We start from the raw sequence: 25,485 nt of genomic DNA, 5'->3' as shown, positions 1-25,485 counted from the left end.
GCCGCCGTGCCCCGCCCGAGTCAAGATCGGTCACGCGGCGCGGACGTGGCTGCGGGCGCGGGCGGCGATCGCGCGCGCCTCCTCGACCGGCAGCGGGCGACCGAAGTAGTAGCCCTGGACCTTGGTGCAGCCGAGGTCTCGTACCATCGCCAGTTCGCCTTCGGTCTCGACGCCCTCGGCGGTGGTCGCCATCCCCAGGCTGCCCGCGAGCGCGACGACCGCCCGGACGATCGCGAGCGCCTCCGGCACGCCCTTCGACGCCGCGGCAACGAAGCTGCGGTCGATCTTGATCGACGAGAAGCGCGTCCGGCTGAGATAGCCGAGCGAGGAATAGCCGATCCCGAAATCGTCGAGCGAGAGCCGGACGCCGAGATCGAGCACGCGCTCGAGCACCTTGGTCGCGCCCGTCCCCTCCTTCATGAACACGCTCTCGGTCACCTCCAGCTCGAGCCGGTCGGCCGGCAGGCGGCTCTGCGCCAGCGCCGAGGTGACGACCGACACGAAGCTGGGATTGTGGAGCTGCTCGGGGCTGACGTTGACCGCGACGCGGACGCCGTCGGGCCAGCCCGCCGCCTCGGCGCAGGCGCTGCGCACCACCCATTCGCCGATTGGGCCGATCAGCCGCGCCTCTTCGGCCAGTGGGATGAACTTGGCCGGCGGGACCGGGCCGAACTCGGGATGGGTCCAGCGCAGCAGCGCCTCGAACCCGGTCAGCTTGCCGGTGCCGCCGTCGACCACCGGCTGGTAGGCGAGGTGCATCTCGCCCTTCTCCAGCGCCTGGCGGAGCGCGATCTCGAGGACGCGGCGTTCCTCTGCCTGAACGTGGAGCTGCGGCTCGTAGGCATGGAAGACGCCGCCGCCCGCGTCCTTCGACCGATACAGCGCCAGGTCGGCGGACCGGATCAGCGTCTCCGCGGTGCGGCCGTCGCGCGGCGAGGTCGCGATGCCGACGCTTGCGCCGATGAACAGCGTATGCCCGTCGATCTCGTAGGATTGGGAGAGCGACCGGATGATCGCATGGGCGAGATCCTCGACCCGCTTCCCGTCGGTCGCGTCGCGGATCACCACCGCGAACTCGTCGCCCCCCAACCGGCCGATCACGTCGCGACCGGCCAGCACCTGGGCCAGCCGCTCGGACACGCGGCCCAGCAGGCGGTCGCCGATCGGGTGGCCCAAGGTGTCGTTGACCGCCTTGAACCGATCGAGGTCGATCATCATGAAGGCGGCGCGACCGCCCCATTTCTCCGCCTCGGCAAGCGCCCGCGTCAGCGCCTCGTGGACGCAGAGCCGGTTCGGCAGGCCGGTCAGCTGATCGAACCGCGCCATGCGGTTGATCTTGTCGTCCGAGGCCCGCCGCTCGGTCACGTCGGCGGCGACCCCGTGGAAGCCGAGATGCGCGCCGCCATGGTCGAACCGCGGCGATCCCGCGAGGTCCCACCACCGCGTCTCGCCCGCGACGGAGACGGGGACGACGATGTCGCGGAAGCTCTCTCGCGCCTTCAGCTTGTCGGCGAGGAGGCGCAGGCTGGCGGGGAACGCCCCGCTGTCCCACGCCGGGCCGGCGAGGACCTGGAGCAGCGGCAGGCCGTCGATCGCGCCCGGATCGAGCCCGAGCGCATGGCCGAAGCGGGGGCTCGCGCGGACCACCCGGCGGGAGGGATCGGTCTCCCACAGCCAGTCTGACGCGGACTGTTCGTGTTCGTGGAGCAGCAAGCTGACGGTTTCCTCGCGCTCGGCCAACGCGATCTCGGCGGCGCGCAGCGATGCGAGCGCGCGCGAGCGCATCGCGCAGGCGACCATCAGCAGCAGCGTGAAGAGCAGCATCGCGCCCGCCGCGGCATAGCCGCCCGCCAGGATCACCTTGACCGCACCCGCGACGCCGATCGTCGCCAGGAACAGCAGCGTCGCGAGCGTCAGCGGCGCCATCGCCACCGCGGCGGCGGTCATCAGCACGCTGGCGACCATCCAGAAGCCGAACGCGGCGGGCGTGCCCGGATCGGAGAACAACGTCACCGGCACCGACCAGACCGCCGCGAGCGCCAGCCCCTCCAGCGCGGTGTCGCGAAGCTCGCGCAGACTCGCGTCGTCGCCGTCGCGGGAGCGCGTCCGCAGCCGGCGCAAGGCGACCGTCAGGCTGACCACCGCGACCAGCCCGCCCCAGCCGAGCACGAGCTTGAGCGGCACGGCCGCGGCGAACAGGATCGCGGTCAGCGCCGCGCCGACCAGGTTCGCGCCGAGCAGGAACACCGCGAGCTCGCGACCGGCGCGCAGCTGCGCGGCCCGGATCCGGCCGGCGGCGCCGGGATCGGCCCCGTCGCGCAGCCCGATCAGCGCAAGCGTGTCGATCGCGGGCGGGGCAGCGCTCGGCGGGGCGGCGGTGGGTGGGGCGGAGGTCTGGCTCACCCTAGCCGACTAGAGCCGCGGGCGTTGATGGATGGTGTGGCGGGTTGGTTAACGGACCGGCACGGCGCGAAGCGCTACGCCGCGATCGCGTAGGGCTGAATCTCGCCCGAGAGATAGAGCGTGCGCGCCTTGGCGCGGCTGAGCTTGCCCGAGCTGGTGCGGGGCAAGGTCCGCGGCGGGACGAGTTCGATCACGCAGTTCATCCCGGTGACGGCGCGGACGCGCTCGCGGATCTCGTCGTGCAGCCGCCGGCGCTCGGCGGCGTCGGAGGTGCGGCACTGGACCAGCACCGCCGGGGTCTCCTCGCCGCCGGGCGTGGTGATCGCAAAGGCGGCGATATCGCCCTGCTTGAAGCCGGGGAGCTGTTCGACCGCCCACTCGATGTCCTGCGGCCAGTGATTGCGGCCGTTGACGATGATCATGTCCTTGGCGCGGCCGACGATGTAGAGATAGCCGTCGCTGAGATAGCCCATGTCGCCGGTGTCGAGCCAGCCGTCGGCCATGCAGGCGGCGGTTGCCTCCGCGTCGCGAAAATAGCCGGTCATCACCGACGGGCCGGCGCACCAGACCTTGCCGATCGCGCGCTCGGGCAGGACCGCACCGTCCTCCTCGCGGATCTCCACGGCCATGTCGCGCACCGGCCGGCCGCAGTTGACGATCGCGCGGTAGCGCTGCGGCCGGTCCTCGCCCGCGGGGACGCCCGAGAGCTGGGTCTCCTCGACCAGCTCGACGCGGATGCCCTCGCCCGGCGGCATCAGCGTCACCGCGAGCGTCGCCTCGGCGAGGCCGTAGCTCGGCATGAACGCGCTGGGCTTGAAGCCGGCGTCGGCGAAGGCGTCGACGAAATGCTGCATCACGTCGGGCCGGATCATGTCGGCGCCGTTCCCGGCGACACGCCAGCGCGACAGGTCGAAACGCTCCGCCGCCTTGGTCTGCGAGGACATGCGGCGCGCGCAGATGTCGTAGCCGAAGGTCGGCGAATAGCTGAGCGTACGTCCGGGATTGCGCGTGATCAGATCGAGCCAGGCGAGCGGGCGGCGGGCGAAATCCTCGGTCTTCAGATAGTCGACCGAGACCTGGTTGGCGACGGGCGACAGGAAGCAGCCGACCAGCCCCATGTCGTGATACCACGGCAGCCATGAGATGCAGCGGTCGTCGCCGTCGATCTTCATGCCGTGGCTGTGCGCCGCCAGGTTGTTGAGGAGCGCGCGGTGCGTGATCGCGACGCCGTGCGGGAACCGAGTCGAGCCGCTGGAATATTGGAGATAGGCGATATCGTCGCCCGACGCGGCGGGCAGCGGACCCTCGACGACGGGCCGGGCGAGCAGATCGTCCCAGGCCAGGCCGGGCAGGCCCGCGGTCGCGGCGGCCGCCTCGCCGAGCGGGGCGAGCTCGGGCGGATAGACGAACAGCGCGGGGTCGCAGCTGGACAGCTGGACGCGGAGCTGGTCGATGTAGCTGTCGCGACCGCCGAACGAGGTCGGCAGCGGCAGCGGCACCGGCCACGCGCCCGCATAGACGACGCCGAAGAACAGCTGCGCGAACTCGGGGCCGGTCTCCGCCACCAGCGCGACGCGGTCGCCGGGGGCGATCCCCTGCGCCACGAGCCGGTGCGCGGCGGCGAGCGCGTCGGTCCGCAGCTCGCGATAGGGATAGGCACGGGCGAGCGTCCCGCGGGCGTCGTGGAAGTTCAGCCCGCGCGCGCCGTTCGCCGCATAATCGAGCGCCGCGCCCAGCGTCTCGAAATCGGCGTAGCGGCGGGGAAGCCGGTCGACGCTCGGGGTGTAGGCGGACCGATCGGTCGCGTCTGTCATCTCGTCCCTTGTCCTCGTGCGACCCAGCACGCATCGCGAGCGGGCACGATAGCGCGTCGGTAACGTTCAAATTCGTTCGTCAGTGTGGCACAAACAAGGCGTATGGCCACAGGACACCCACGCGACCGCACGCCGCCGCCGCCGCTCGACCAGGGCGCGCTCGAGCGGCTGGCGCTCCGCTACGTCGAGCGGTTCGCGACCAGCCGTGGTCGGCTGACCGACTATCTGACGCGCAAGCTGCGCGAGCGGGGGGCCGAGGGCCCGGTCGATCCGCGCGCGGTCGCCGAGCGGATGGCCGAACGCGGCTATGTCGACGACGCCGCTTACGCGGAGGCGCGCGCGCGGGGGCTGACGCGCCGCGGCCTGGGCGAGCGGCGCGTGACCGAGGCGCTGCGTCAGGCCGGGATCGACGGCGAGGGGATCGCGCGGGCGACCGCGGAGGCCTCGCCCGCTCAGGCCGCCCTCGCCTTTGCGCGCCGGCGGCGAATCGGGCCGTTCTCGCGCGAACCGGCCGACCCGCCGACGCGCGAGAAGCAGATCGCCGCGATGATCCGCGCCGGGCATCGATTTGCGCTGGCGCGCAAGATTGCGTCGCTTCCGCCCGGCTGCGAGACGGAAACGATCGACTTCTCCGGCAATTGACCGTTGTGCGGCGCGTCAACCCTGCTAGCAGTAATGCATCAGGGGGCTGAATGAGTAGTGATCCGCTAAGGAGTGCGGAGCATGATCTCGACGCGGGCGACACGGCTGGCGGCGAGGTCGGTGTTCGCGTCTCGGGCACGGTCAAATGGTTCGACGTGACCAGGGGCTTCGGCTTCCTGGTGCCCGATCCGGGCGCCGGCCCGCCGGAGCCCGGCGACGTGCTCGTCCACTTTTCGGTGCTCCATCCGCTCGGCCGGCGCAGCCTGCCAGAGGGCGCGCGGATCGAGGCCATCGCGATCCGGCGCGACCGCGGCTATCAGGCGCGCGAGATCCTGTCGCTGGACGTCTCCACCGCGGTCGAGCCGGTGCGCGAACCGACGTTCGGCCGGGTCGATCCGGTCGGGCTGATCGATGCGGCCGGCGAGTGGGAAGCGGTCGCGGTGAAGTGGTTCAACCGCCTGAAGGGCTACGGCTTTCTGGTCCGTCGCGAGCGGCCCGACGGCGACATCTTCGTCCATATGGAGACGCTGCGCCGCGCCGGCATCGTCGAGGTCGAGCCCGACGAGCCGCTGCGCGCGCGGATCGCCGCCGGGCCCAAGGGACCGCTGGCGGTGATGGTCGAGCGCGCGTGAAGGCGGCGCCCACGCTGCTGGCGGCGGCGCTCGCGGGCTGCGGCGGCGCTCCGTCCAAGCCTGCGGGGCCGGCGCTCGTCGACGTGACGGTCGGCGCCCACGTCTTCCACGTCGAACGCGCGAGGAGCGAGGCGGAGCAGGCCAAGGGGCTGATGTACCGCACCGACATCCCGGCCGACGGCGGGATGCTGTTCGCGCCCTATCCGCCCGGCGGCGGCGCGCCGCGCGTCGCGACCTTCTGGATGAAGGACACGCCGCGCCCGCTCGACATCGTCTTCATCCGCGCCGACCGGACCGTCGCCCGCATCGCGGAGAACACGACGCCCTTCTCGGAGGCGGTCGTCTCCTCGCAGGAGCCGGTCGTCGCCGTGCTCGAGATCAACGGCGGCCGGGCGGCGGAGCTGGGCTTGCAGGAGGGCGATCCGGTACGCTGGACCGGGGCGTGATCAGCGGCTAAGCGCGCATCTCAAATGGGCATCAACCTCAATCCCTTCACTTGGTGGAACGGCGCCACCATCGGCACCTGGTTCGGGCTGCGCGGCAAGCGGCAGGTCGGCGAGGATTCGCTCGGCAACGTCTATTACGAGGGCGGGCGCGACACCGCGGGCAATCCGCGGCGCTGGGTGATCTATCAGGGCTCGAACGACACCAGTCGGCTGCCGACCGAGTGGTTCAGCTGGCTGCACCATCAGATCGAGGACGTGCCGAGCGTCGCACTGCCGCCCGCGCGCCCCTGGCAGAAGCCCGCGATCCCGAACATGACGGGCACCGCGCTCGCCTATCGCCCGGCCGGCGCGCTCGAGAAGGGCGGCCGCCGCGCCGCCGCGACCGGCGACTACGAAGCGTGGAGCCCGGAGTCCGGGAGCATCGGGGGGTGAGGACACGACGGGTCGCGGCGGCGATCGCCGCCGTCGCGGTCCTGGGTGCGGCCGGCTGGTTCGGCGCCGAATGGTATTCCGGCCAAAAAGCACCGCGCGCCGCCGCGGTCCAGGCGATCCCCGATGGGACCGACGCCAACGGCGATCAGGTCACGGCAGTCGACGCCGCCGCCAAGGCCGATCTCGCCGGCGCGACGCCGATGGCGCAGCGCATCGCGGTGGTCGGCCTTCTCAACAAGCGCAACAGCGTCTCGCGCGACCTGACGCTCAAACCGGGCCAGGCGGTCCGCGTCGGCGACACGATCGTCCGGCTGCGCGCGTGCGAGCGGACCGCCCCCTGGGAGCAGCAGACGCTGACCGGCGCGTTCGTCCAGCTCGACGTCAACGGCGCTGACAAGGTGTGGCGGCGGGTCTTCTCGGGCTGGCTGTTCAAGGAGCGGCCGCAGCTCAACGTCGTCCTCCACCCGGTCTATGACGTCTGGGTCAAGAGCTGCACGATGTCCTTCCCCGCGACCGGCCCGGACACCGTGTCAGTCGCCGCGCCCGCATCGAGCGCGAAGAAGTCCGCCGCGGGCGGCGGACGGCCGAAGAGCGACGACAGCGGCGAGGACGCGCCGACCGCCGGACCCAGCAACGCGACGTAATCGTCGCGGTCGATCTCGATCGCGCCGAGCGTCGCGAGGTGGGCGGTCATGAACTGGCAGTCGAGCAAGGTATAGCCGCCCGCCCGCAGCCGCGCGACCAGCCAGGCGATCGCGACCTTGGACGCATCGGGGGCGCGGCTGACCATGCTCTCGCCGAAGAAGGCGCGGCCCAGCGCCAGTCCGTAGAGGCCGCCGACCAGCCGCTCGCCATCCCAGCATTCGATCGAATGCGCCAGGCCCGTCGCATGGAAGTGCAGGAAGACCCGTTCGATCGGATGGTTGATCCACGTCTCCGGGCGATTGTCGGCGCTTTCGGCGCACAGGCGGATCACCGCGGGGAAATCCGCGTCGGCGGTGACGCGGAAGCGATCGGCGGCGATCGTCTTCCTCAGCGAGCGGGAGAGATGGAAGCCGTCGAGCGGGAGGATGGCGCGGCGGCGCGGCTCGACCCAGTAGACGCCCTCGGCGTCGCGGTGGTCGGCCATCGGGAAGACGCCGACCGAATAGGCGCCCAGCACGAGCTTGGGGTCGAGCGCGGGGAAGCCACGGGTCACACGAGCGGACCCGGGAAGACGGGCCGGCGAGGAGATCGCCGGCCCGGGTGGGAGGTCAGGCGTGGCAGGTGGTCTCGCCCTTGCCGGGGACCGTGACGGTCACCGAGTCGGGGCTGCCCTTCAGCGACCAGCCGCCTTCGGCGGTCAGCGGATCGCCGGCGTTCGCGGCCTTGAGCATCGTGCCCGTGCCGGCCTTGTCGGTCTTCACCACCGCCTGCTTGTCGCCTTCGAAGAAGCTGACGTAGATCAGGCTGTTGTCCTTGCAGCGCAGCGTCTTCTCCGCCTTGATCGCGGGCGGCATCTCGACCGGACCCTTGTTGGCGAGTTCGGTCGCCATCGGGTCCGGGTTCACGTCGAGGACCTTGGGATCCTTCGACTGATTGCAGGCGGCGAGCGCGAGCAGCGACGCCGTGGCGGCGAGGAGGAGGGGGCTCTTCATAGGCGGACAGACTTCGCGCACGCAGCATGGGGCGTCAAGCCGAACAAGATAGGTACGTAGTGTTGCACTAATGGGTCGGCCGCGAGTCCGGCCACTTCGTCTCCGTTCGTGTCGAGCGAAGTCGGGGTACGCCGAGCGGCGTACCCGGCCTCATGCCCCCCGACTAGGCTTGGGTCGAACGGAGATATGGCTTCCGAACGTCAGCGAGGACCGACGACCACGCTCAATTCAAGCTCCGCGAAGCCTGTTCGAACAGGTCCTTCGACAATCCCGGTGTCCGCACGATCCGCTCGAGCTCGGCCCGCATCAGCGCCTGGCGCGCGGGATCGAAGCGCTTCCAGCGATCGAGCGGGGGGAGCAGCTTGGCCGCCGTCTGCGGATTGAGGCGGTCGAGCGCGATCAGCTGGTCGGCGTGGAAGCGGTAGCCGTCGCCGCCGGCGGCATGGAACGCGCGCTGGTTGGCGGCGAACCCGCCGATCAGCGCGCGCGCGCGATTGGGGTTGGCGAGGGTGAAGTCGGGGTGGCGCGCCAGGTCGGCGACGTGTCGCGGCGTGTCGTCGCGCGTGCTCATCGCCTGCGTGCCGAACCATTTGTCGATGACGAGGGCGTTGCCGGCGTAGCGGTTGTAGAAGATGTCGAGCGCCGCCTCGCGCTCGTCCGAGGTGCCGCTGGCGAGCGCGGTGAGTGCGCCCTGCCGGTCTGTCATGTTGTCGGCGCGCTCGAACTGAGCGAACGCCAGCCGGTCGGCATCGGCCGCGCCGCTCGCGGCGAGGTAGCCGAGGGCGACGTTGCGCAGCCGACGCAGGCCCTTCGCCTCGGGCGTGTAGGCGTAGGGACCCGCGGGCGCGCGCGCATAGGCTTCGCGCCACGCCTCCTCGAGCGAGCGGCCGAGTGCGCGGCGCAGGCCCTCGCGCGCGGCGAAGACGGCATCGGGATCGACGAGCGCGAGCTGGTCGCCGATGAAGCTTTCCGACGGCAGCAGCACCGTCTCCGCGAGGAACGCCGGGTCGAGCGCGGGATCGGCGAGCGTATCGCGGACCGCGGCGATCACCGCCTGATGATCCGCGCGCCCCTCGACCGCGGCGGCCACGAGCGTGTCCAGCATGAGCTGCTGGGTCGCCTCGTAGCGGGCGAAGGGATCGTCGTCGCGCCGCGCCAGGAAGGCGAGGTCGGCGGCGGTGCGATCGCTGTCGACGATCACCGGCGCGGAGAAGCCGCGGTTGATCGACAGCACCGGCCGCTCGGCGATGCCGTCGAAGACGATCGTATCGATGGTGTCGTCGAGCAGGACGAGCCGTTCGGGGATGAGATCCCGGCCGGTCTCGGCTCCGAACAGCTTCAGCTTGAGCGGAAGCACCATCGGCTGCTTCTCGGGCTGGCCGGGCGTCGGCGGGACCGACTGGGCGAGGCGGAGCGTGGCGCGCGCAGTGCCCGGCGCATGGTCGATCGACGCGGAGACGCGCGGCGTCCCCGCCTGCGAATACCACAGCCGGAACTGCGACAGATCGACGCCGCCGGCCTCCTCCATGCAGGCGACGAAATCCTCGCAGGTCGCCGCCGTCCCGTCGAAGCGGTCGAAATAGAGGTCGCTGCCGGCGCGGAAGCGTTGCGGGCCGAGAACCTCGGCGATCATCCGGATCACCTCGGCGCCCTTGTTGTAGATCGTCGCGGTGTAGAAGTTGCTGATCTCCTGATACTCGTCCGGGCGGATCGGGTGGGCGAGCGGCCCCGCGTCCTCGGGAAACTGCGCGGCGCGCAGGCCGCGGACATTCTCGATCCGGCGGACGGCGGGGCTGCCCTGGTCGGCGGAGAAACCCTGGTCGCGGAAGACGGTGAAGCCTTCCTTCAAGGATAGCTGGAACCAGTCGCGGCAGGTGACGCGGTTGCCCGACCAATTGTGGAAATATTCGTGCGCGACGACGGCGGCGATCGCGTCGAAATCGTAATCGGTCGCGGTGTCAGGATCGGCGAGGATGTAACGGCTGTTGAAGATGTTCAGCCCCTTGTTTTCCATCGCGCCGAAGTTGAAGTCGTCGACCGCGACGATGTTGAACACGTCGAGGTCGTATTCGCGGCCATAGACCTGCTCGTCCCACGCCATCGCCAGCTTCAAGGCATGCATCGCGTGCCGAGTCTTCTCGAGGTCGCCGTGGCGGACCCAGATGCCGAGCCGGACGTCGCGGCCCGAGCGCGTGGTGAAGCTGTCGCGGTTCTCCGCCAGGTCGCCGGCGACGAGCGCGAACAGGTAGGAGGGCTTGGGGAAGGGATCGTGCCATTCGGCCCAGTGCGTGCCGTCGTCGTTGCGGCCTTCCGCGATCGGATCGCCGTTGGCGAGGAGCACCGGATAGCGCTTCGCGTCGGCGGTCATGCGGACGCGGTAAGTGGAGAGGACGTCGGGACGATCGGGGAAGAAGGTGATCCGGCGGAAGCCTTCGGCCTCGCATTGGGTGCACAGGTTGCCGCCGCTGGCGTAGAGCCCCATCAGCTGGGTGTTGCGTTCGGGCGCGATCTCCACCTCGGTCTCGATCGTGTGCGAGTCGCCGCGCAGGGGTAGGACGAGCTTGCCGTCCTCCAGCCGCCAGTCATTGACCGCGACGCCGTCGACCGTGACCGAGCGCGGCGTCAGCCCCTCGCCGTCGAGGATCAGCGGCGCGCCCGCCTCCTGCCGCCGCACCTCGAGCCGAGCGCGCACCCGCGTCGTCGCCGGATCGAGCGCGAAGTCGAGATCGATCGCGGGCACCGTCCACGCGGGCGGGCGGTAGTCCGCGCGCCGGGTGACTTCGGGGGTGGCGATAGCGGCGGACAGGTCGATCATGGCTGGAGGTATACGCGGGCGGCGCGGAGGTTCCATCCCTTGCGCCCGGCGATCGGTGTGATAGCGTGATAAGACACAAAGAGAGGCGCGGGATGCATCGCTGGCTGGGAATGGGGCTTCTGCTGGCGGGATCGGTTCCGGTCGCCGCCCATGCGCAGGGGTTCGATGTCGAGGCGGCGACGCGCGCGTATCTCGATCTGCTGCAGGGGCCGGCGCGGGCGAAGTCGGACGCCTATTTCGAAGGCGGCTATTGGCTGATCCTGTGGAACGCGCTGGTCTCGGTCGCGATCTGGCTGCTGATCCTCGCGACCGGGTGGTCGGCGCGGTTCCGCGAGATCGCCGTCCGGGTGACGCGGCGGCGCTGGCTGGTCCCGGCGGTGTCGGTCGCGATCCTGTCGCTCGCCGCGTCGCTGCTTCAGCTGCCGTGGGACATCTACACCGGCTTCGTCCGCGAGGCGGAGTACGGGCTGATGAACCAGAGCTTCGGTGCGTGGCTGGGCGACTGGGCGAAGGGCGTGGCGCTGGGACTCGTCTTCAACCCGCTGCTGGCGATGGCGATCTACGCGGTGATCCGCCGCGCGCCCCGGACTTGGTGGCTGTGGGGGACGGGGGTGATGACCGTCTTCGTCGCGATCGGGGCGCTGATCGGGCCGGTGTTCATCGCGCCCTTGTTCAACACCTATTCGGAGATGCCGGCCGGACCGCTGCGCGACCGGATCGTCGCGGTCGCGCGGGCGAACCATATTCCGGCCGAGCACATCTACGTCTCCGATGCCTCGCGGCAGACCAAGCGAATCTCGGCGAACGTCAGCGGGATCGGGCCGACGATCCGGATCACGCTCAACGACAATCTGCTCAAGCGCACCGCGCCCGACGAGGTGCTGGCGGTGATGGGCCACGAGATGGGGCATTACGTGCTAGGGCACGTCTGGCGGCTGATCGGGTTCTTCGTCCTCATCATCGGGCTGGTGCTGTTCGCGATCAGCCGGATCGCGCCGCGGCTGATTGCGCGGCATCCGGGCTGGGGCGTCCGCGACCTCGCCGACCCCGCCTCCGCGCCGGTGCTGCTGCTGCTGGCGAGCGTCGCGGGGGTGATCCTGACGCCGGTGCAGAACAGCATCGTCCGCGGCGGCGAAAGCGAGGCGGACGCCTTCGGCCTGAACGCGGCGCGCCAGCCCGATGGCTTCGCCAAGACCGCGCTCCGGCTGTCGGAGTACCGCAAGCTGGAGCCGGGCGCGTTCGAGGAGGCCGTGTTCTTCGACCACCCCTCGGGCCGGACGCGCATCCGGATGGCGATGCAGTGGAAGAAGGATCACGTGCCGAACGCGACGATGGCGAAGCCCGAGCTGGTCCCGCCGATGTGAGCGCGCTGCTGATCTTCGGCCTGGGCTACACCGCGCGGGTGATCGCTCGCGCTCTGCCCGAATGGACCATCGCGGCGACGGGGCGGGACGGGACGCTCGTCTTCGCCGACGAGTCGGCGGTGCGCCCGGCGCTGGCGGCGGCGACCCACGTTCTGTCTTCGGTGCCGCCCGACGGGGGCGATCCGGTGCTCGCCCGCTACGGCGATGCGCTGGGAGGCAAGTGGCTCGGCTATCTCTCGTCGACGGGGGTGTATGGCGATGCGGGCGGCGCGTGGGTCGATGAGTCCGCCGCGATCGGAACGGGGCGGCGCAGCGAGCGCGCGGCGGCGGATGCGGCGTGGCTGGAGCGGGGCGCGCGGGTGTTCCGCTTGCCGGGCATCTACGGTCCCGGCCGCTCGCCGCTCGAGCGGGTGCGAGAGGGCAAGGCGCATCGGGTCGATGCGCCCAACGTGTTCAGCCGCGTCCATGTCGACGATATCGCGGCGGGGGTGATCGCGGGGTTCGACGCGCCGGCGGGGGCGTACAACCTCGCCGACGACGAACCCTGTTCGCAGAACCTGGTGGTCGAATATGCCGCGGCGCTGCTCGGGATCGCGCCGCCGCCGTTCGTGCCGGTCGCCGGGCTCTCGCCGATGGCGCGGGGCTTCTACGCCGAGAGCCGGCGGGTCGCGAACGGCAAGGCGAAGCGGGTTCTCGGCTGGAGCCCGCGCTATCCCACCTACCGCGAGGGCCTGCGCGCGGTGAGCGCGATCACCAGCCCGACGCCCGCCAGCGCCGCGCCGACGCCGGCGAGCAACGTCCAGCGATAACCCTCGAAGATCGTCGACAGCAGCATCGCGATGACGGGGACGATCACGCTCGAATAGGCCGCCTTCGCTGGGCCGATCGCCCGCAGCACCGAGAAATAGAGCGGGAAGGCGAGCGCCGAGGCGAAGACGCCGAGATAGGCGATGCCCGCGACATAGCCCCAGCGCGGATCGAAGCTCGGCGCGCCGACCGTCGCCAGCGCGTAGAGGCCGTCGACCAGCGCGCCGATCAGCATGGCGACTGCGGTGGTCGACAGCATCGGGTAGCGCTTTGCGGTCGCGGTCGCCTGCATGACGTTGGCGCTCGAGGCCGAGAGGACGCCGAGCAGGGTGAAGCCGATGCCCGTCAGCGCGCGGGCGGGGCCGTGCGGATCGGCGCGGATCTCGTGGAGGAAAAGGAGCGACACGCCGCCGACCGCGACTGCTGACCCCGCGAGCAGCTGCCGCCCCATCCGCTGACCGAGGAAGAGGCGCGACAGGAGCGCGTTGGGGACGAGCAGCAGCGCGAAGACCACCGCGACGACGCCCGACGTGATGAAGCCTTCCGCCCGGTAGACGAAGTTGAAGTTCAGAGTGAACTGCGCGACGCCGAGCGCGGCGGCGAAGCGCCAGCCGGCGGCGTCGAGGCGGAACGACTCCCGCTTGATCGCCGCCCAGCCGCCGAGCGCGGCGGCGGCGAGGAGGAAGCGGTAGGTGACCGACCAGGACGGCGGCACGCCCGCCGCTCCGGCGCCGAGCTGGTCGCGGATGACGAGCCAGGTCGAGCTCCAGATCAGCGTGACGACCGCGAAGGGGATCAGGATCGCCGCGGTGGTCGAGCGCGGAGGCTCGCTCACAGTCGTCGGATCGCGTCGGCGAGGGGGCGGATCGCGTCTTCGGCCTGGTCCCAGGCGACGACGAGCCGGGCCTCGCCGCCGCCCCAGTCGTAGAAGTCGAAGCCGAGCGCGCGCAGCGACGCGGCCTCGTCGGCGGAGAGGCGCAGGAAGACCTCGTTCGCCTCGACCGGGTGGACGAGACGGTCGCCCGCGGCCTCGGCGAGCAGCGCCGCGCCGGCGTTGGCGGCGCGGGCGTTGGCGAGCCACAGGTCGTCGTCGAGCATCGCCAGCACCTGCGCGGCGAGGAAGCGGCCCTTGGAGAAGAGCAGCCCGGCGCGCTTCCTCCGGTAGAGCGTGTCGTGCGCCAGATCGGGGCGGAAGAACACCAGCGCCTCGGCCGACATGCCGCCGTTCTTGACGAAGCCCAAGCTGAGCGCGTCCACCCCGGCGCGCCATGTCACGTCGGCGGGCGAGCAGCCGACGTGCGCGACGGCGTTGGCGAAGCGCGCGCCGTCCATATGGAGGCCGAGACCTCGCGCCTTGGCGACCTCGCCGATCGCGGCGACCTCCGCGGGGGTGTAGGCGCGGCCGTATTCGGTGGCGTTGGTGATTGAGATCGCGTGCGGCTGGACGCGGTGGACGTCGTCGCGGATCGGCGCGAGCACGGCGTGGATCGTCTCCGGCGTCAGCTTCGCGCCGTCGCCGTCGGCAAGGATGAGCTTCGCGCCCGCGGTGTAGAAGCCGGGCGCGCCGCCCTCGTCGTTCTCGATATGCGCGGCGCGGTGGCAAACGACGCCCCCATGCGGCGGGCAGAGCGCGGCGAGCGCGAGGCAGTTTGCGGCGGTGCCTGTTGGGACCCAGAGCGCGGCGACCTCGGTCTCGAACAACTCGGACAGGCGCGCATCGAGCTGCTTCGACCAGCGATCGCCGTCATAGGCGGTGTCCTGGACATTGGCCTCGGCCATCGCGGCGAGGACGCGGGGGTGAACGGGGGCGGCATTGTCGGAGAAGAAGCGCATGGCCCGGGGCCATGCGGGGGCGGCGGGGGCGGGTCAACATCGCGATCGTCGCGCAGAGCGGGCGGGTGGAGGGTGACGCGAGGCGATGTCCACCAGGCAGTCCGGACGGCGCCGCGGACAGCGAAAGTTCCGCGAAAAGCCCTCTTGCGGGACCCTTCGGCGAAGGTGCGGGAAGCTTCCGTGTCGTCGTCCGCACGGGGCGGGGCGCGTTGGGATCGAGAGAGGAAAAGAGCAGAAACGGGAGTAGCAGTGCGTGGGCGTGTAGGACAGCGGCGCGTGAGCCTTATCGCGGGGTCGGCCGCGAAAAGCGGACTGACCGCAAACGCCCACTTGCAGACGTTCGAGCGCGCCCGTTACAGAAGGTTGGTGCCGCAGATCGGTCCTAACGATTGGCTGGAAGCTGACCGGCGTGAGCGACAAGCGACGGAAGCGGGCTTGGCGGGCATGTATCTTGCCGGACCGTGGTTGGCTCTACCGGCGCTGATCTCGCTTCCGATCATGGCCGTGGTGGGAGAAGGCGACTACATCATCGCCGTTTTGGGAGTATTGTGGGCGGCTTTGCTTGTCGGCGCTGTTCGCGCGCGTAGGGGCAGTTCCAAGGGCACAGTGCGGCGGGCTTGCGCTACTTGGGTTGTCGGCTGGTCTGCGATCCTTTCCTTGGGCATGATCGCTATTGCGCTTACGTTCGCCGTTGGCGGTGAGTGGCGCTGACCGCTCGCGGGAACGTCCGCTTTCCCCCAAACTCGGCCATTCACCTCGGTGATGGAGGTCCGTGCTTCCCCCTCACCGGCATGCTCGCCACCCCGTCGCCCCGCGCGCGGCCTGGTCGAGGTGGAGGTGGTCGCGGTGGGCGGCGTTGTAGTCGGGGGAGAGGACGGTCGCGAACAGGCGGCACGCGCCGTCGCGGACGTCGTGGAGGAAGGCTGCGTCCGCCTCGCTCCCGCGCCAGTCGCGGACGATCGTGATGCGGCGACCGTCGGCGAGGACGAAGGCGGCGATGTCGACCGCGTCGGCGGTCGAATGCTCGCTCCACGCGCCGGCGTCGCGGCCGTACATGCGGCGGCAGGAGTAGCTGCCGAAATGCTCGATGCGCGCGACCGGCTGGCCGAAGCGGCGCTCGGCGGCGGGTTGGACGACGTTCCATTCCCACATCGCCAGCGCCGCCGCGACGGGGCAGGCGACGCCGAGGCTCGCCGGTGCGAAACCGATTCGGCGCGCGCCGCCGGGGGTGAAGCGCACCGCATCGTCATAGCCGCATTTACCCTCGCCGCGGCGGGGCGGGAGGACGGTAAAATGAATACCGGATCGGTTCAGCAATGCGCGGCAGGCGGGGAAATCGTCGCCGAGCGCGGCGAGCTTGCGGCCGGTGAACAGGCCGATCGGCTCGCCGAGATCAAGCGGGGTCCAGGGCAGGTCCTGCGGGCGGGCGCGCAGTGTCGCGACGATCAGCAGCACGGCCGTCGCGGCGGCGATCAGCGACAGCGCGGCGGTGATCCCGCGGCGGACCGCGCGCAGGCTCACCCGCGCGCGGCGGCCTCGAGCGGTTCGGAGGTGACGGGATAGCCCGCGTCGTCGGGGATGCAGAGGTGCTCGGCGCCGTCGCGGGTCTCCTGCCACGGCGTGACGACGCGGATCGGGGTGGCGGCGGCGTGGGCGGCGGCCTCGTCGAAGCTCTCGAATTGCGCCAGCCGTTCGAGATTGCGGCGGGTGGGGTAGATGATCTGGAGCTTGCCGGCGTCGGCGTCGTCGAGGACGCTCCGCGCGGTCGCCCAGACGAGGCGGGTGTTCTCGGTCGCGTCGACGGTCGCCTGCGGCGCGCCCTTGGGCAGGCGGGCGAGGTAGAAGCGGGTGTCGAAGATCCGCATGTTGCGGTGTGCCGGCCGCCAGCGCGCGAAGGGGATCAGCTCGCCCGGCGCGAGCGCGGTTCCCGCCTCGTGCAGCGCCTTGCCGAGCGGCTGGCCGGCGTGAAGCGCCGCGCGCAGCCGCACGAGCGCGTCGGCGTTGAGCAGCGGATCGAGCCCGATCGCCAGCCCGGCCTCCTCGATCGTCTCGCGCACCGCGGCGATCCGCGCGGCGAGATCGTCGGCGTCGTCGCTTTCCATCAGCTCGGCGAGCGCATGGTCGCCGGGGTCGATCCGCCCGCCGGGGAAGACCATCGCGCCGCCCGCGAACACCATCGCCTTGGCGCGCTCGACCATCAGCAGTTCGGGCGGGCCGCCGGCGCGCTCGCGGAAGATCACCAGCGTCGCGGCGGGAATCGCAGGGGGGAGATCGTCGTCCATCGCCCGCGACTGTGCCGGAGTCGCGCGGGACGGGGAAGCCGTTGATTTGGAGGGCGGGTGTGGAGGGCACTCCGCCCGCTCGTGTCGAGCGAGGTCGAGACACGTCGGGGTGCGCCATGTCCCTCGACTTCGCTCGGGACGAACGGAGGTTGGGAGCGTGCGCGACGAACGGGTGGGGTTCAGGCGGTGCCGGCCTTGAGCAGATCGTGCATGTGGACGATGCCGACGAGCTTGCCGTCCGCATCGACGGCGAAGACGAGGAGGACGCTTTCGGCCTGCATCCGGCGCAGCGCCTCCGACGCGAACTCGCGCGGGCCGATCGCGCAGGTCTCGCGCGTCATCCATTCGCCGACCGGCGAGCCCATGTGCGCGCCGGCGGCGAAGGTGCGGCGCAGGTCGCCGTCGGTGAACGCGCCGATCAGCCTGCCGGTGAAGTCGATCACTGCGGTGCCGCCGAAGCGCCCGCGCGTCATCTCGACGGTCGCATCGGCGAGGGTCGCATCGGGCAGGACGCGCGGGATGCCGGCGCCCGCGGTCATCACGTCGGCGACCTTCAAGAGCTTCGCGCCGAGCCGGCCGCTGGGGTGGAACTTGTAGAAGTCCTCCTGGCTGAAGCCCCGGCGCGCCATCACCGCGGTCGCGATCGCATCGCCGAAGACGAGCTGGACCGTGGTCGAGGTGGTCGGCGAGAGCCGGACCGGGGCGACTTCGCGGACGCGCGGCATCGTCAGCGTCAGCGCGGCGAAACGGGTGGCGGTGGTCTTCGTCGAAGAGGTGATCATCACCAGCGGGATCGCGAGGCGGCGCGCATAGGAGAGGATCGGCGCCAGCTCGGCCGCGTCGCCCGAGCGCGTGACGACGAGGAGCATGTCCTCGGGCTCGACCATGCAGATGTCGCCCAGCCCCGCGTCGCCGGGGTGGAGGTACACCGCCTGGGTGCCGGTCGCGATGAAGGTGGCCGCGATCTTGCGCGCCACGATCCCGCTCTTGCCGACGCCCGAGAGGACGACGCGGCCGCGGCAGCCGAGCACCATGTCGACCAGCCGCTCGAAATCGGCGGCGAAGGCGGGTTCCAGGATCTGCTCGCCCAATTGCTCCAGCGCGGTCGCCGCCATCGCGACGGCACGGCGGGCTTGTCGGAGGGGTTTTCGGCTGGAGGCGGCGTCGGGCGGAGCGAGCATCGACGCCTGATGCGCCGATCCGCCGCGATCTCGCAAGAGGCGGCGGAGCGAGGAACCGGCACCCGGGCGGTTTGTTGTGGACTGTCGCTACAATACAGCGGGGGGCCAAGCAGTGCAGTTCACCGTCAACGGTGCGTCCCACCAGCTCGAGGTCGACGTGCGGACGTCGCTGCTCGACCTGTTGCGCGAGCACCTGCATCTGTTCGGCGCCAAGAAGGGGTGCAATCAGGGCGCGTGCGGCGCTTGTACGGTGCTGGTCGACGGCGAGCGGATCAATGCCTGCCTCGCGCTCGCGGTCCAGTATCAGGGACGCGACGTCACCACGATCGAAGGCGTCGGGTCGCCGGGTGCGCTGGCGGACATCCAGCGCGCGTTCGTCGAGCATGACGGCTTCCAGTGCGGATATTGCACGCCGGGGCAGATCTGCTCGGCGGTCGGCATGGCGGCGGAGGCGAAGCGCGGCGTGCCGAGCCACGTCAGCGCGGATCTGGGCGCGGACGTGACGCTCGACCATGACGAATTGCGCGAGCGGATGAGCGGCAATCTGTGCCGCTGCGGCGCGTACAACGGCATCATCGACGCGATCCGCGAGACGTTCGTCGACGTCGACGAGAGGGAGCCCGCCTGATGCTCGCCTTCGACTATGCGCGCGCCGAGGGGGCGGCGGATGCGATCGCCCGCGCGCAGGCGGGTGGCGACACCGCCAAGTTCCTCGGCGGCGGGACCAACCTGGTCGATCTGATGCGCGAGACGATCGAGCGCCCGCGCGCGCTGGTCGACGTGACCGGGCTGTCCACCGAGATCGTCGAGCAGGTCGACGGCAGCGTGCTGCTGGGCGCGGGCGCGAAGAACACCGCGGTGGCGGAAAGCCGCGCGGTCCGCGAGCGCTACCCGCTGGTCGCGCGCGCGATCCTGGCGGGGGCGAGCGCGCAGATCCGGAACATGGCGACGGTGGGCGGCAACCTGCTCCAGCGGACGCGCTGTGCCTATTTCTACGACGACGACGGATCGCGCTGCAACAAGCGGGTCCCCGGCCAGGGCTGCGACGCGATCGACGGGTTCAACCGCATCCACGCGATCCTGGGCGCGTCGCCGGCGTGCGTGGCGACACATCCGTCGGACTTCGCGGTGGCGCTGGTGGCGCTCGACGCCCTGGTCCACATCCACGGGCCGGACGGCACGCGGATCGTGCGGCTCGAGGACTTCCACCGGCTGCCCGACGACCAGCCGCAGGTCGAGACGGTGCTGCGCCCGCACGAGCTGATCACCGGCGTGGAGCTACCCGCGGCGAGGGCCAACCTGCGCTCGACCTACCGCAAGGTGCGCGACCGGGCGAGCTACGCCTTCGCGCTCGTCTCGGTGGCGGCGGCGCTGCGCGTCGAAAACGGCGTCATCGCCGAGGCGCGGCTCGGGCTGGGCGGGGTCGCGCACAAGCCGTGGCGCGCGCGGACCGCAGAGGCGGCGCTGATCGGCCAGCCCGCGACCGAGGACGTGTTCGTCGCCTCGGCCGAGCTGGAGCTCGCCGCCGCGCGCGCGCTCAAGGACAACGCCTTCAAGATTCCCCTTGCCAAGCGGACGATCGTCGCCGTGCTGGGCGAGCTTGCCGGAGAGGCCGCATGAACCCGCTCAAGAGCGCCGAACAGGCGGTGAAGGGCGTCGCGCAGACCGTGATGTCGAAGGCGATCCAGCTCGCCCCCGACAGCTGGATTCCCGGCGGCGTCCCCGATCCCTTGATCCGCGAGCAGCACGGCAACGTCGGCAAGCCCGTTTCGCGAATCGACGGTCCGCTCAAGGTCGCGGGCGGCGCGCGCTACGCAGCCGAGTTCCCGCTGGAAGGGATGCTCTACGCCGCGGTCCAGTTCTCGACGATCGCGCGCGGACGGATCACCGCGATCGACACGAGCGCGGCCGAGGCGCTGCCGGGCGTCGCGGGGGTGATGACGCACCGCAACGCGCCGCGGATGAACAAGATTCCGTTGTTCATGTCGCAGCCCAAGGCCGCGGGCGGGGTCGACCTGCCGATCATGCAGGACCCCGAAGTCTATTGGAACGGCCAGCCGATCGCGGTGGTCCTCGCCGATAGCCAGGAGCAGGCGGACCATGCGAAGTCGCTGATCCGCGTGACCTATGAGGAGGATGCGTCGGTCGTCGGTTTCGCAGCGGCGAAGGCCAAGGGCACGGACGTCGCCGAGTTCATGGGTCAGCCGCTCGACCTGTCGATCGGCGACGCCGAAGCGGCGCTGGCCGACGCGGCGTTCAAGGTCGACCATACGTACACGACGCCGCGGCACAGCCACAATGCGATCGAGCTGCACGCCTGCACGGTGGCGTGGGACGGCGATCACCTGCGCGTCCACGACGCCTCGCAGCTGGTCGCGCACACCGCGTGGAGCCTGGGGCAGGTGTTCGGGCTGGCGGAGGATCAGGTTCACGTCACCTCACCATTTGTCGGCGGCGGTTTCGGCGGCAAATGCCTGTGGGACCATCAGGTGCTCGCCGCCGCCGCCGCGAAGTTCGCGGGCAAGCCGGTGCGGCTGATGCTGTCGCGCGAGGGCGTGTACCGCGTCGTCGGCGGGCGCACGCAGACCGAGCAGCGCGTCGCGCTCGGGGCGACCGGCGACGGCCGCCTCACCGCGCTGATCCACACCGGCACGGTGGTGATGAGCCATCACAACCAGATGCCCGAGCCGTTCGTCCTGCCGACGATGAGCGTCTACGGCTCGGAGGCCTTCCGGCTCCAGGTCCGGGTCGGCTATCAGGACATGCTGGCGAACACGTTCATGCGCGCGCCGGGCGAAGCGGTGGGCACCTTCGCGCTCGAATGCGCGGTCGACGAGCTGGCCGAGGCGGTCGGCGTCGACCCGATCGAGTTGCGGCTGAAGAACGAGCCCGACGAGGACCCGATCAAGGGATCGCCCTTCTCGCAGCGCGCGGTCGAGCAGGCGTTTCGCGACGGAGCCGAGGCGTTCGGCTGGTCGCGGCGGCAGGCTCCGGGCGCGCGGCGTGAGGGCGAGTGGCTGATCGGGATGGGGGTCGCGACCGGCACCTATCCTTATTACCGGATGCCCGGCGGCGCGGCGCGGATCACGCTCAAGCGCGACGGGACGGCCGAGGTCGGCGTCGCCGCGCACGACATGGGGATGGGCACCGCGACCGCGCAGACGCAGGTCTGCGCCGACCGGCTCGGCCTGCCGATGGACGCGGTCACGTTCCTCTACGGCGACAGCCAGTTGCCGGGCGTGGTGCTGGCGGGCGGATCGCAGCAGACCGCGTCGATCGGTGCGGCGGTGATCGCGGCGCAGACGAAGCTGGTCGGCGAACTGCTCAAGCTTGCCGGCAACGATTCGCCGCTCGCCGGGCTGTCGGCGGACGAGGTCGGCGGGTATTCGGGCGGGCTCGCCAGCCTGGAGGATTCGGGGCGATACGAGAGCTACGCCTCGATCCTGGCGCGAGCGCAGCGCGACGAGCTGACCGTGACCGCCGAAGGATCGCAGCCGCTCGAGACCGAACATTGGTCGATGCACAGCCATTCGGCGATCTTCGTCGAGGTCGGCGTCAACAGCGTCACCGGCGAGATCCGGGTGCGGCGCGTGCTCGGCTCGTTCGACTGCGGACGCATCCTCAATCCCAAGACCGCGGGCAGCCAGTTCAAGGGCGGGATCATCATGGGGCTGGGCCTGGCGCTGATGGAGGAGACTCAGTTCGACGAGCGCAAGGGCCGGATCATGAACCCCAGCCTCGCCGAATATCACGTGCCGGTGCACATGGACGTGCCCGAGATCGCGGTAATGTGGACCGACATCCCCGATCCGCACTCGCCGATGGGCGCGCGCGGCGTCGGCGAGATCGGCATCACCGGCGTCGGCGCGGCGGTGGCGAACGCGGTCTATAACGCTTGCGGCAAGCGGGTGCGCGACCTGCCGATCACGCTGGACAAGGTGCTCTAGGCGGCCCCGACCGGCTTGCCGACGCCCAGTCGCTCGCCGCGGGTGACGATCACGCGGTCGCCGAGCTTCGTCACCGCGAACAGCCTCTTCGCGAAGTCGTTCGGGACGCCGATGCAGCCGTGGGTCATGTAGCCGTCCTGCACGTTGCTGCCGTGGATCGAGATGCCGTCGTTCGTCAGCCGCAGCATGTACGGCATCGGCGCGCCGCCGTAGATGTTGCTCCGGTGATCGGCGTCCTTCTGGGTGATCGGGTAGACGCCGAGCGGGGTCGGCTTCGCGTCGGCGCCATAGAGGATGGCGGACGCGCCGATCTCATGTCCGTCGCGGAAGACCGATAGGACCTGGGCGGCGAGATCGACGGTGATGACCAGCGTGCCGGTCCTCGGCGCGGCGCTGTCGTCCCAATGCGATTCGCCGATCTTGAGCGGACCGTCGATCGGCAGGACGCTGCGGATGACATAAGGGGAGGCGGGCGGCACGGCGGCGAGTGTCGCGACCGGGGCGGGCTTGCCGCGCACGCGAGGCGGGATGTCCTGCGACGCGAGGATACGCGGGCCGCTCGGGCGGTGGACATAGGCCGAGGTGGCCACCGTCGCGAGCATCGCGACGAGCGTCGCCAGCGTCCACCCCCGGATCGTGCGCGCGATCTGCATGGCGGCGGTCTAGGCCGCGATGGTTAACGAGGCGTGCTCACGCGCCCGCCTCGGTCAGCCGCGCCTGCTGCTCCGGCGAAAGGGTGAGCGTGATCGCGGGCAGCAATTCGCGCAGCTGTTCGACGCTGGTCGCCGACGCGATCGGCGCACAGACGCCCGGCTGCGCCATGAGCCAGGCGAGCGCGACTTGGGCGAGGGTGGCCCCGGTCTCGGCCGCGACGGCGTCCATCGCCGCGAGGACAGCAGGACCCTTGCCGTCGAGCAGGGCCTGCATCCGGCCGCCGCGGACGCTCTTCCCGAGATCGTCGGCGCTCCGGTACTTGCCGGTGAGGAAGCCGGAGGCCAGGCCGTAATAAGGGACGACGCCGATATTGTACTCGATGCAATAATCCTGGAGCTCGCCTTCGAACTTGGCGCGGCTGACCAGATTATATTCGGGCTGGAGCACCTGATAGTGCGGCAGCCCGGCGGCGCGCGCGGCCTCAACGGCCGAGCGCAGGCGCGCGGCGTGGAAGTTGGACGCGCCGAGGACGCGGACCTTGCCCGCCTCGACGAGCCGAGCGAACGCTTCGGCGACCGCCTCCTGCGGGACCGCATCGTCGTCCTGGTGCGCGAAATAGAGGTCGATGCGGTCGGTGCCGAGCCGCGTGAGCGAGGCGTCGCAGGCAGCGGCGATCCGTGCGGGGGCGAGCTTCGCGCCGCCGTCGCCGGGCAGCATCCCGACCTTGGTCGCGATCTGAACGCGGTCGCGCTTGCCGCTCGCGCGGAGCCACTCGCCGATCATCGTCTCCGACTCGCCGCCCTGGTGGCCGGGGACCCAGGCCGAATAGACGTCGGCGGTGTCGATCATCGTGCCGCCGCCCTCGACGAAGGCGTCGAGTACCGCGAAGCTCGCGGTGCGATCGGCGGTCCAGCCGAACACGTTGCCGCCCAGCACCAGCGGCGCGATCTTGAGGTCGGAGGCGCCGAGGCGGCGGAGGGTCATTGCGCGTTGTCCTCAGGATCGTCGGGGGTGGTTAGGTTCGCCTGGAGCGATGCCGCAGCCTCGTTCAGCTGTCGATCCTCGTCGGCGGTGACGGTGCCGGGATCGGCCGGCTGCTGCGCGCATGCGGCGAGCAGCAGCACGGCCACGGCGATGAACCTCCGCCCGATCATCAATCCTCGAGCGCGTTCCCGGCGTTCTTGAGCGCGCGTCCGGTCGCGTCCGCGGCCTTGTCGGCGGTGTTCGAGATCGCGCGACCGGCCTTGTCGGCCCCGTTGGCGACGCTGTCGCCCGCACGATCGGCGGCGGCGCCGGCGCGGTCGCCCGTATTGTCCAACGACTGCTCGGCCGAGCCGAACGCCTGATCGGTGGCGGCGCTCACGTCGCCTGCGGCGTTCGCGGTCGTCGCGGCGGTGTCGGCAGCGACGGCATTGCCCGCCTCGGCGGTCTCGTTCCGGGCGTTCTGGCTGCAGGCCGAAAGCGCGAGGGCCGCGGCGGCGGCGAGGGCGAGCGTGGTCTTCATCATCGGTGACTCCCTGTTACGTCGGGCGCAAGAACGCGGGGAGCGCGGTTCGGGTCCCCGCGGGAATGTCGGACCGCGGCGAACCCGCGCTGCGCGATTGACCTCATATAAAGATATCTTTATGTCTTTACCCGTGACCGCTCCGCTCGACATCTTTCGTGCCCTCGCCGATCCGACCCGGCTGCGCATCCTGGCGCTGCTGCGCTCGATGGAGCTGTCGGTCGGCGAACTGGCGCAGGTGCTGGGGCAGAGCCAGCCGCGTGTGAGCCGCCACGTCAAGATCCTGTGCGACGCCGGGCTGGCCGAGCGGCGCAAGGAAGGGAGCTGGGTGTTCCTGGCGCTGGGCGACGAGCGGGTGGTGACGCCGCTCGCCGCCGCGCTCGACGCCTGGAGCGCGGGCGAGCCCGATCGCTGGGCGATCGCGGATGCGGCGCGGCTGGCGGCGGTGCGTGCAGATCGCGCGGCTTCGGCGGCGCAGTGGTTCGAAAGCCATGCGGGCGAATGGGACGCGATCCGGTCGCTCCATGTCGCCGAGGACCAGGTCGAGGCGGCGATGCGCGCCGTTGTCGGCGGCGAGCCGGTCGCGCGGCTGCTCGACATCGGCACCGGGACCGGTCGGATGCTGGAGCTGTTCGGCGGGCAGGCGCGGGTCGCGCTCGGGATCGACCGCAGTTCGGAGATGCTGCGGCTGGCGCGGGCGAAGCTGTCCGAGGCCGGTCTGGCCAACGCCGAGCTGCGGCAGGCGGACCTCTATGCGCTGCCGCTGGGCGACGGCGAGGCGGATCTGGCAATCCTTCACCACGTGCTCCATTTCGCGCAGCAGCCCGGCGCAGCGATCGTCGAGGCGGCGCGGGCGCTGGGCGCGGGCGGGCGGCTGCTGATCGCCGACTTCGCGCCGCACGACCGCGAGGATCTGCGCGCGCGCGAAGGGCATACGCGGCTCGGCTTCTCCGACGTGCAGGTCGCCGACTGGTTCGAGGCGGCGGGGCTGATGCCGGCGCGGATCGAGACGCTGGAGGGCGGGGAACTGACGGTGAAATTGTGGCTGGGACGAAAAGCGATGGCGCGCGAGGTGAAGGCGGCATGACGACG

General features: G+C 70.9%; 25 protein-coding genes and 1 pseudogene. 12 read left to right on the top strand and 14 right to left on the bottom strand.

Going from position 1 to position 25,485, the window contains the following annotated elements; genetic code table 11:
* Positions 1 to 30 precede the first annotated feature (30 nt).
* Positions 31 to 2,403: a putative bifunctional diguanylate cyclase/phosphodiesterase gene (locus AC4GYY_RS06240; protein WP_491119402.1), complete on the bottom strand. Its 2,373-nt coding sequence runs from the start codon at positions 2,401 to 2,403 to the stop codon at positions 31 to 33.
* Positions 2,404 to 2,477: 74 nt separating this feature from the next.
* A complete protein-coding gene (locus AC4GYY_RS06235) occupies positions 2,478 to 4,217 on the bottom strand; it encodes a fatty acyl-AMP ligase (protein ID WP_491119401.1) in 1,740 nt (579 codons plus the stop codon).
* Between the two features lie 102 nt (positions 4,218 to 4,319).
* Between AC4GYY_RS06235 and AC4GYY_RS06230 the strand changes: the two genes are divergently transcribed.
* From AC4GYY_RS06230 to AC4GYY_RS06210, 5 genes and pseudogenes are all read left to right on the top strand, one after another.
* The gene (locus AC4GYY_RS06230) at positions 4,320 to 4,859 is read left to right on the top strand and encodes a regulatory protein RecX (protein WP_491119400.1); all 540 of its coding nucleotides are present in this window, start codon (positions 4,320 to 4,322) and stop codon (positions 4,857 to 4,859) included.
* Between the two features lie 50 nt (positions 4,860 to 4,909).
* Entirely contained in the window at positions 4,910 to 5,491 is a 582-nt protein-coding gene (locus tag AC4GYY_RS06225; protein WP_491119399.1) for a cold shock domain-containing protein, read from the top strand.
* Entirely contained in the window at positions 5,488 to 5,937 is a 450-nt protein-coding gene (locus AC4GYY_RS06220; protein ID WP_491119398.1) for a DUF192 domain-containing protein, read from the top strand. Before AC4GYY_RS06225 ends, AC4GYY_RS06220 begins: the two co-directional genes overlap by 4 nt.
* Before the next feature lie 24 nt (positions 5,938 to 5,961).
* Positions 5,962 to 6,369 carry an NADH:ubiquinone oxidoreductase subunit NDUFA12 gene (locus AC4GYY_RS06215; RefSeq protein WP_491119397.1) on the top strand — a complete coding sequence of 136 codons (408 nt, stop codon included), beginning with the start codon at positions 5,962 to 5,964 and terminating at the stop codon, positions 6,367 to 6,369.
* Between the two features lie 200 nt (positions 6,370 to 6,569).
* A pseudogene (locus AC4GYY_RS06210) lies at positions 6,570 to 6,803 on the top strand (DUF2155 domain-containing protein); the annotation flags it as partial.
* 35 nt (positions 6,804 to 6,838) lie between these two features.
* Here the strand turns inward: AC4GYY_RS06210 and aat are convergent.
* From aat to pepN, 3 genes are all read right to left on the bottom strand, one after another.
* Complete coding sequence (aat, locus tag AC4GYY_RS06205; RefSeq protein WP_491119396.1) at positions 6,839 to 7,567, bottom strand: leucyl/phenylalanyl-tRNA--protein transferase; 729 nt, start codon at positions 7,565 to 7,567, stop codon at positions 6,839 to 6,841.
* A 55-nt stretch (positions 7,568 to 7,622) separates the two neighbouring features.
* A complete protein-coding gene (locus tag AC4GYY_RS06200; protein WP_491119395.1) occupies positions 7,623 to 8,006 on the bottom strand; it encodes a hypothetical protein in 384 nt (127 codons plus the stop codon).
* Positions 8,007 to 8,229: 223 nt separating this feature from the next.
* Positions 8,230 to 10,821, bottom strand: coding sequence for an aminopeptidase N (pepN, locus tag AC4GYY_RS06195; protein ID WP_491119394.1), 2,592 nt, complete (start codon positions 10,819 to 10,821; stop codon positions 8,230 to 8,232).
* A gap of 92 nt (positions 10,822 to 10,913) precedes the next feature.
* Here pepN and AC4GYY_RS06190 point away from each other — a divergent pair, with 92 nt between their 5' ends.
* Together AC4GYY_RS06190 and AC4GYY_RS06185 are read left to right on the top strand one after the other, a co-directional pair.
* Entirely contained in the window at positions 10,914 to 12,185 is a 1,272-nt protein-coding gene (locus tag AC4GYY_RS06190; protein WP_491119393.1) for a M48 family metallopeptidase, read from the top strand.
* Positions 12,182 to 12,994, top strand: coding sequence for a Rossmann-fold NAD(P)-binding domain-containing protein (locus AC4GYY_RS06185; protein WP_491119392.1), 813 nt, complete (start codon positions 12,182 to 12,184; stop codon positions 12,992 to 12,994). The genes AC4GYY_RS06190 and AC4GYY_RS06185 overlap by 4 nt, the downstream gene beginning before the upstream one ends.
* On the opposite strand, the gene AC4GYY_RS06180 is transcribed toward AC4GYY_RS06185, so the two are convergent.
* Complete coding sequence (locus AC4GYY_RS06180; RefSeq protein ID WP_491119391.1) at positions 12,904 to 13,827, bottom strand: DMT family transporter; 924 nt, start codon at positions 13,825 to 13,827, stop codon at positions 12,904 to 12,906. The two genes, AC4GYY_RS06185 and AC4GYY_RS06180, sit on opposite strands and share 91 nt — an antisense overlap.
* A complete protein-coding gene (locus AC4GYY_RS06175) occupies positions 13,824 to 14,825 on the bottom strand; it encodes a threonine aldolase family protein (protein WP_491119390.1) in 1,002 nt (333 codons plus the stop codon). The genes AC4GYY_RS06180 and AC4GYY_RS06175 overlap by 4 nt, the downstream gene beginning before the upstream one ends.
* 276 nt (positions 14,826 to 15,101) lie before the next feature.
* Between AC4GYY_RS06175 and AC4GYY_RS06170 the strand changes: the two genes are divergently transcribed.
* Complete coding sequence (locus tag AC4GYY_RS06170) at positions 15,102 to 15,536, top strand: hypothetical protein (RefSeq protein WP_491119389.1); 435 nt, start codon at positions 15,102 to 15,104, stop codon at positions 15,534 to 15,536.
* 72 nt (positions 15,537 to 15,608) lie between these two features.
* Here AC4GYY_RS06170 and AC4GYY_RS06165 read toward each other — a convergent pair whose 3' ends face one another.
* The 3 genes from AC4GYY_RS06165 to AC4GYY_RS06155 form a co-directional block, all read right to left on the bottom strand.
* A complete protein-coding gene (locus AC4GYY_RS06165; RefSeq protein WP_491120225.1) occupies positions 15,609 to 16,340 on the bottom strand; it encodes an extensin-like domain-containing protein in 732 nt (243 codons plus the stop codon).
* Positions 16,341 to 16,342: 2 nt separating this feature from the next.
* Entirely contained in the window at positions 16,343 to 17,107 is a 765-nt protein-coding gene (locus tag AC4GYY_RS06160) for an NUDIX hydrolase (RefSeq protein ID WP_491119388.1), read from the bottom strand.
* 179 nt (positions 17,108 to 17,286) lie between these two features.
* Entirely contained in the window at positions 17,287 to 18,222 is a 936-nt protein-coding gene (locus AC4GYY_RS06155; protein WP_491119387.1) for a KpsF/GutQ family sugar-phosphate isomerase, read from the bottom strand.
* Positions 18,223 to 18,400: 178 nt separating this feature from the next.
* On the opposite strand from AC4GYY_RS06155, the gene AC4GYY_RS06150 reads away from it, so the two are divergent.
* From AC4GYY_RS06150 to AC4GYY_RS06140, 3 genes are read left to right on the top strand one after another with little or no spacing between them, the layout of a single operon-like run.
* Positions 18,401 to 18,916, top strand: coding sequence for a 2Fe-2S iron-sulfur cluster-binding protein (locus tag AC4GYY_RS06150; RefSeq protein ID WP_491119386.1), 516 nt, complete (start codon positions 18,401 to 18,403; stop codon positions 18,914 to 18,916).
* A complete protein-coding gene (locus AC4GYY_RS06145) occupies positions 18,916 to 19,908 on the top strand; it encodes an FAD binding domain-containing protein (RefSeq protein ID WP_491119385.1) in 993 nt (330 codons plus the stop codon). Before AC4GYY_RS06150 ends, AC4GYY_RS06145 begins: the two co-directional genes overlap by 1 nt.
* Positions 19,905 to 22,235 carry a xanthine dehydrogenase family protein molybdopterin-binding subunit gene (locus tag AC4GYY_RS06140; RefSeq protein ID WP_491119384.1) on the top strand — a complete coding sequence of 777 codons (2,331 nt, stop codon included), beginning with the start codon at positions 19,905 to 19,907 and terminating at the stop codon, positions 22,233 to 22,235. The genes AC4GYY_RS06145 and AC4GYY_RS06140 overlap by 4 nt, the downstream gene beginning before the upstream one ends.
* Here AC4GYY_RS06140 and AC4GYY_RS06135 read toward each other — a convergent pair.
* From AC4GYY_RS06135 to AC4GYY_RS06120, 4 genes are read right to left on the bottom strand one after another with little or no spacing between them, the layout of a single operon-like run.
* On the bottom strand, positions 22,232 to 22,888 hold the full coding sequence (locus AC4GYY_RS06135; protein WP_491119383.1) for a L,D-transpeptidase family protein: 657 nt from the start codon (positions 22,886 to 22,888) through the stop codon (positions 22,232 to 22,234). The two genes, AC4GYY_RS06140 and AC4GYY_RS06135, sit on opposite strands and share 4 nt — an antisense overlap.
* A gap of 37 nt (positions 22,889 to 22,925) precedes the next feature.
* Positions 22,926 to 23,873, bottom strand: a complete 948-nt coding sequence (locus tag AC4GYY_RS06130) for an aldo/keto reductase (protein ID WP_491119382.1) — start codon at positions 23,871 to 23,873, stop codon at positions 22,926 to 22,928.
* Complete coding sequence (locus AC4GYY_RS06125; RefSeq protein WP_491119381.1) at positions 23,870 to 24,043, bottom strand: hypothetical protein; 174 nt, start codon at positions 24,041 to 24,043, stop codon at positions 23,870 to 23,872. Before AC4GYY_RS06125 ends, AC4GYY_RS06130 begins: the two co-directional genes overlap by 4 nt.
* Positions 24,043 to 24,396 (bottom strand): hypothetical protein, encoded by a 354-nt coding sequence (locus AC4GYY_RS06120; protein WP_491119380.1) that lies wholly within the window; start codon positions 24,394 to 24,396, stop codon positions 24,043 to 24,045. The genes AC4GYY_RS06125 and AC4GYY_RS06120 overlap by 1 nt, the downstream gene beginning before the upstream one ends.
* A gap of 130 nt (positions 24,397 to 24,526) precedes the next feature.
* Here AC4GYY_RS06120 and AC4GYY_RS06115 point away from each other — a divergent pair, with 130 nt between their 5' ends.
* Positions 24,527 to 25,480: an ArsR/SmtB family transcription factor gene (locus AC4GYY_RS06115; RefSeq protein ID WP_491119379.1), complete on the top strand. Its 954-nt coding sequence runs from the start codon at positions 24,527 to 24,529 to the stop codon at positions 25,478 to 25,480.
* The last annotated feature ends 5 nt before the right edge of the window (positions 25,481 to 25,485 follow it).

Source organism: Sphingomonas sp. SP6 (assembly GCF_058313435.1).
This window is presented reverse-complemented; position numbering and strand designations above follow the sequence as displayed.

Excerpts from the sequence above, each read along its gene's own strand:
- AC4GYY_RS06235 (WP_491119401.1), bottom strand. The coding sequence starts at position 4,217 with ATGACAGACGCGACCGATCGGTCCGCCTACACCCCGAGCGTCGACCGG.
- AC4GYY_RS06230 (WP_491119400.1), top strand. The coding sequence starts at position 4,320 with ATGGCCACAGGACACCCACGCGACCGCACGCCGCCGCCGCCGCTCGAC.
- AC4GYY_RS06225 (WP_491119399.1), top strand. The coding sequence starts at position 4,910 with ATGAGTAGTGATCCGCTAAGGAGTGCGGAGCATGATCTCGACGCGGGC.
- AC4GYY_RS06215 (WP_491119397.1), top strand. The coding sequence starts at position 5,962 with ATGGGCATCAACCTCAATCCCTTCACTTGGTGGAACGGCGCCACCATC.
- AC4GYY_RS06200 (WP_491119395.1), bottom strand. The coding sequence starts at position 8,006 with ATGAAGAGCCCCCTCCTCCTCGCCGCCACGGCGTCGCTGCTCGCGCTC.
- pepN (WP_491119394.1), bottom strand. The coding sequence starts at position 10,821 with ATGATCGACCTGTCCGCCGCTATCGCCACCCCCGAAGTCACCCGGCGC.
- AC4GYY_RS06190 (WP_491119393.1), top strand. The coding sequence starts at position 10,914 with ATGCATCGCTGGCTGGGAATGGGGCTTCTGCTGGCGGGATCGGTTCCG.
- AC4GYY_RS06175 (WP_491119390.1), bottom strand. The coding sequence starts at position 14,825 with ATGCGCTTCTTCTCCGACAATGCCGCCCCCGTTCACCCCCGCGTCCTC.
- AC4GYY_RS06160 (WP_491119388.1), bottom strand. The coding sequence starts at position 17,107 with ATGGACGACGATCTCCCCCCTGCGATTCCCGCCGCGACGCTGGTGATC.
- AC4GYY_RS06155 (WP_491119387.1), bottom strand. The coding sequence starts at position 18,222 with ATGGCGGCGACCGCGCTGGAGCAATTGGGCGAGCAGATCCTGGAACCC.
- AC4GYY_RS06145 (WP_491119385.1), top strand. The coding sequence starts at position 18,916 with ATGCTCGCCTTCGACTATGCGCGCGCCGAGGGGGCGGCGGATGCGATC.
- AC4GYY_RS06140 (WP_491119384.1), top strand. The coding sequence starts at position 19,905 with ATGAACCCGCTCAAGAGCGCCGAACAGGCGGTGAAGGGCGTCGCGCAG.
- AC4GYY_RS06135 (WP_491119383.1), bottom strand. The coding sequence starts at position 22,888 with ATGCAGATCGCGCGCACGATCCGGGGGTGGACGCTGGCGACGCTCGTC.
- AC4GYY_RS06130 (WP_491119382.1), bottom strand. The coding sequence starts at position 23,873 with ATGACCCTCCGCCGCCTCGGCGCCTCCGACCTCAAGATCGCGCCGCTG.
- AC4GYY_RS06125 (WP_491119381.1), bottom strand. The coding sequence starts at position 24,043 with ATGATCGGGCGGAGGTTCATCGCCGTGGCCGTGCTGCTGCTCGCCGCA.
- AC4GYY_RS06120 (WP_491119380.1), bottom strand. The coding sequence starts at position 24,396 with ATGATGAAGACCACGCTCGCCCTCGCCGCCGCCGCGGCCCTCGCGCTT.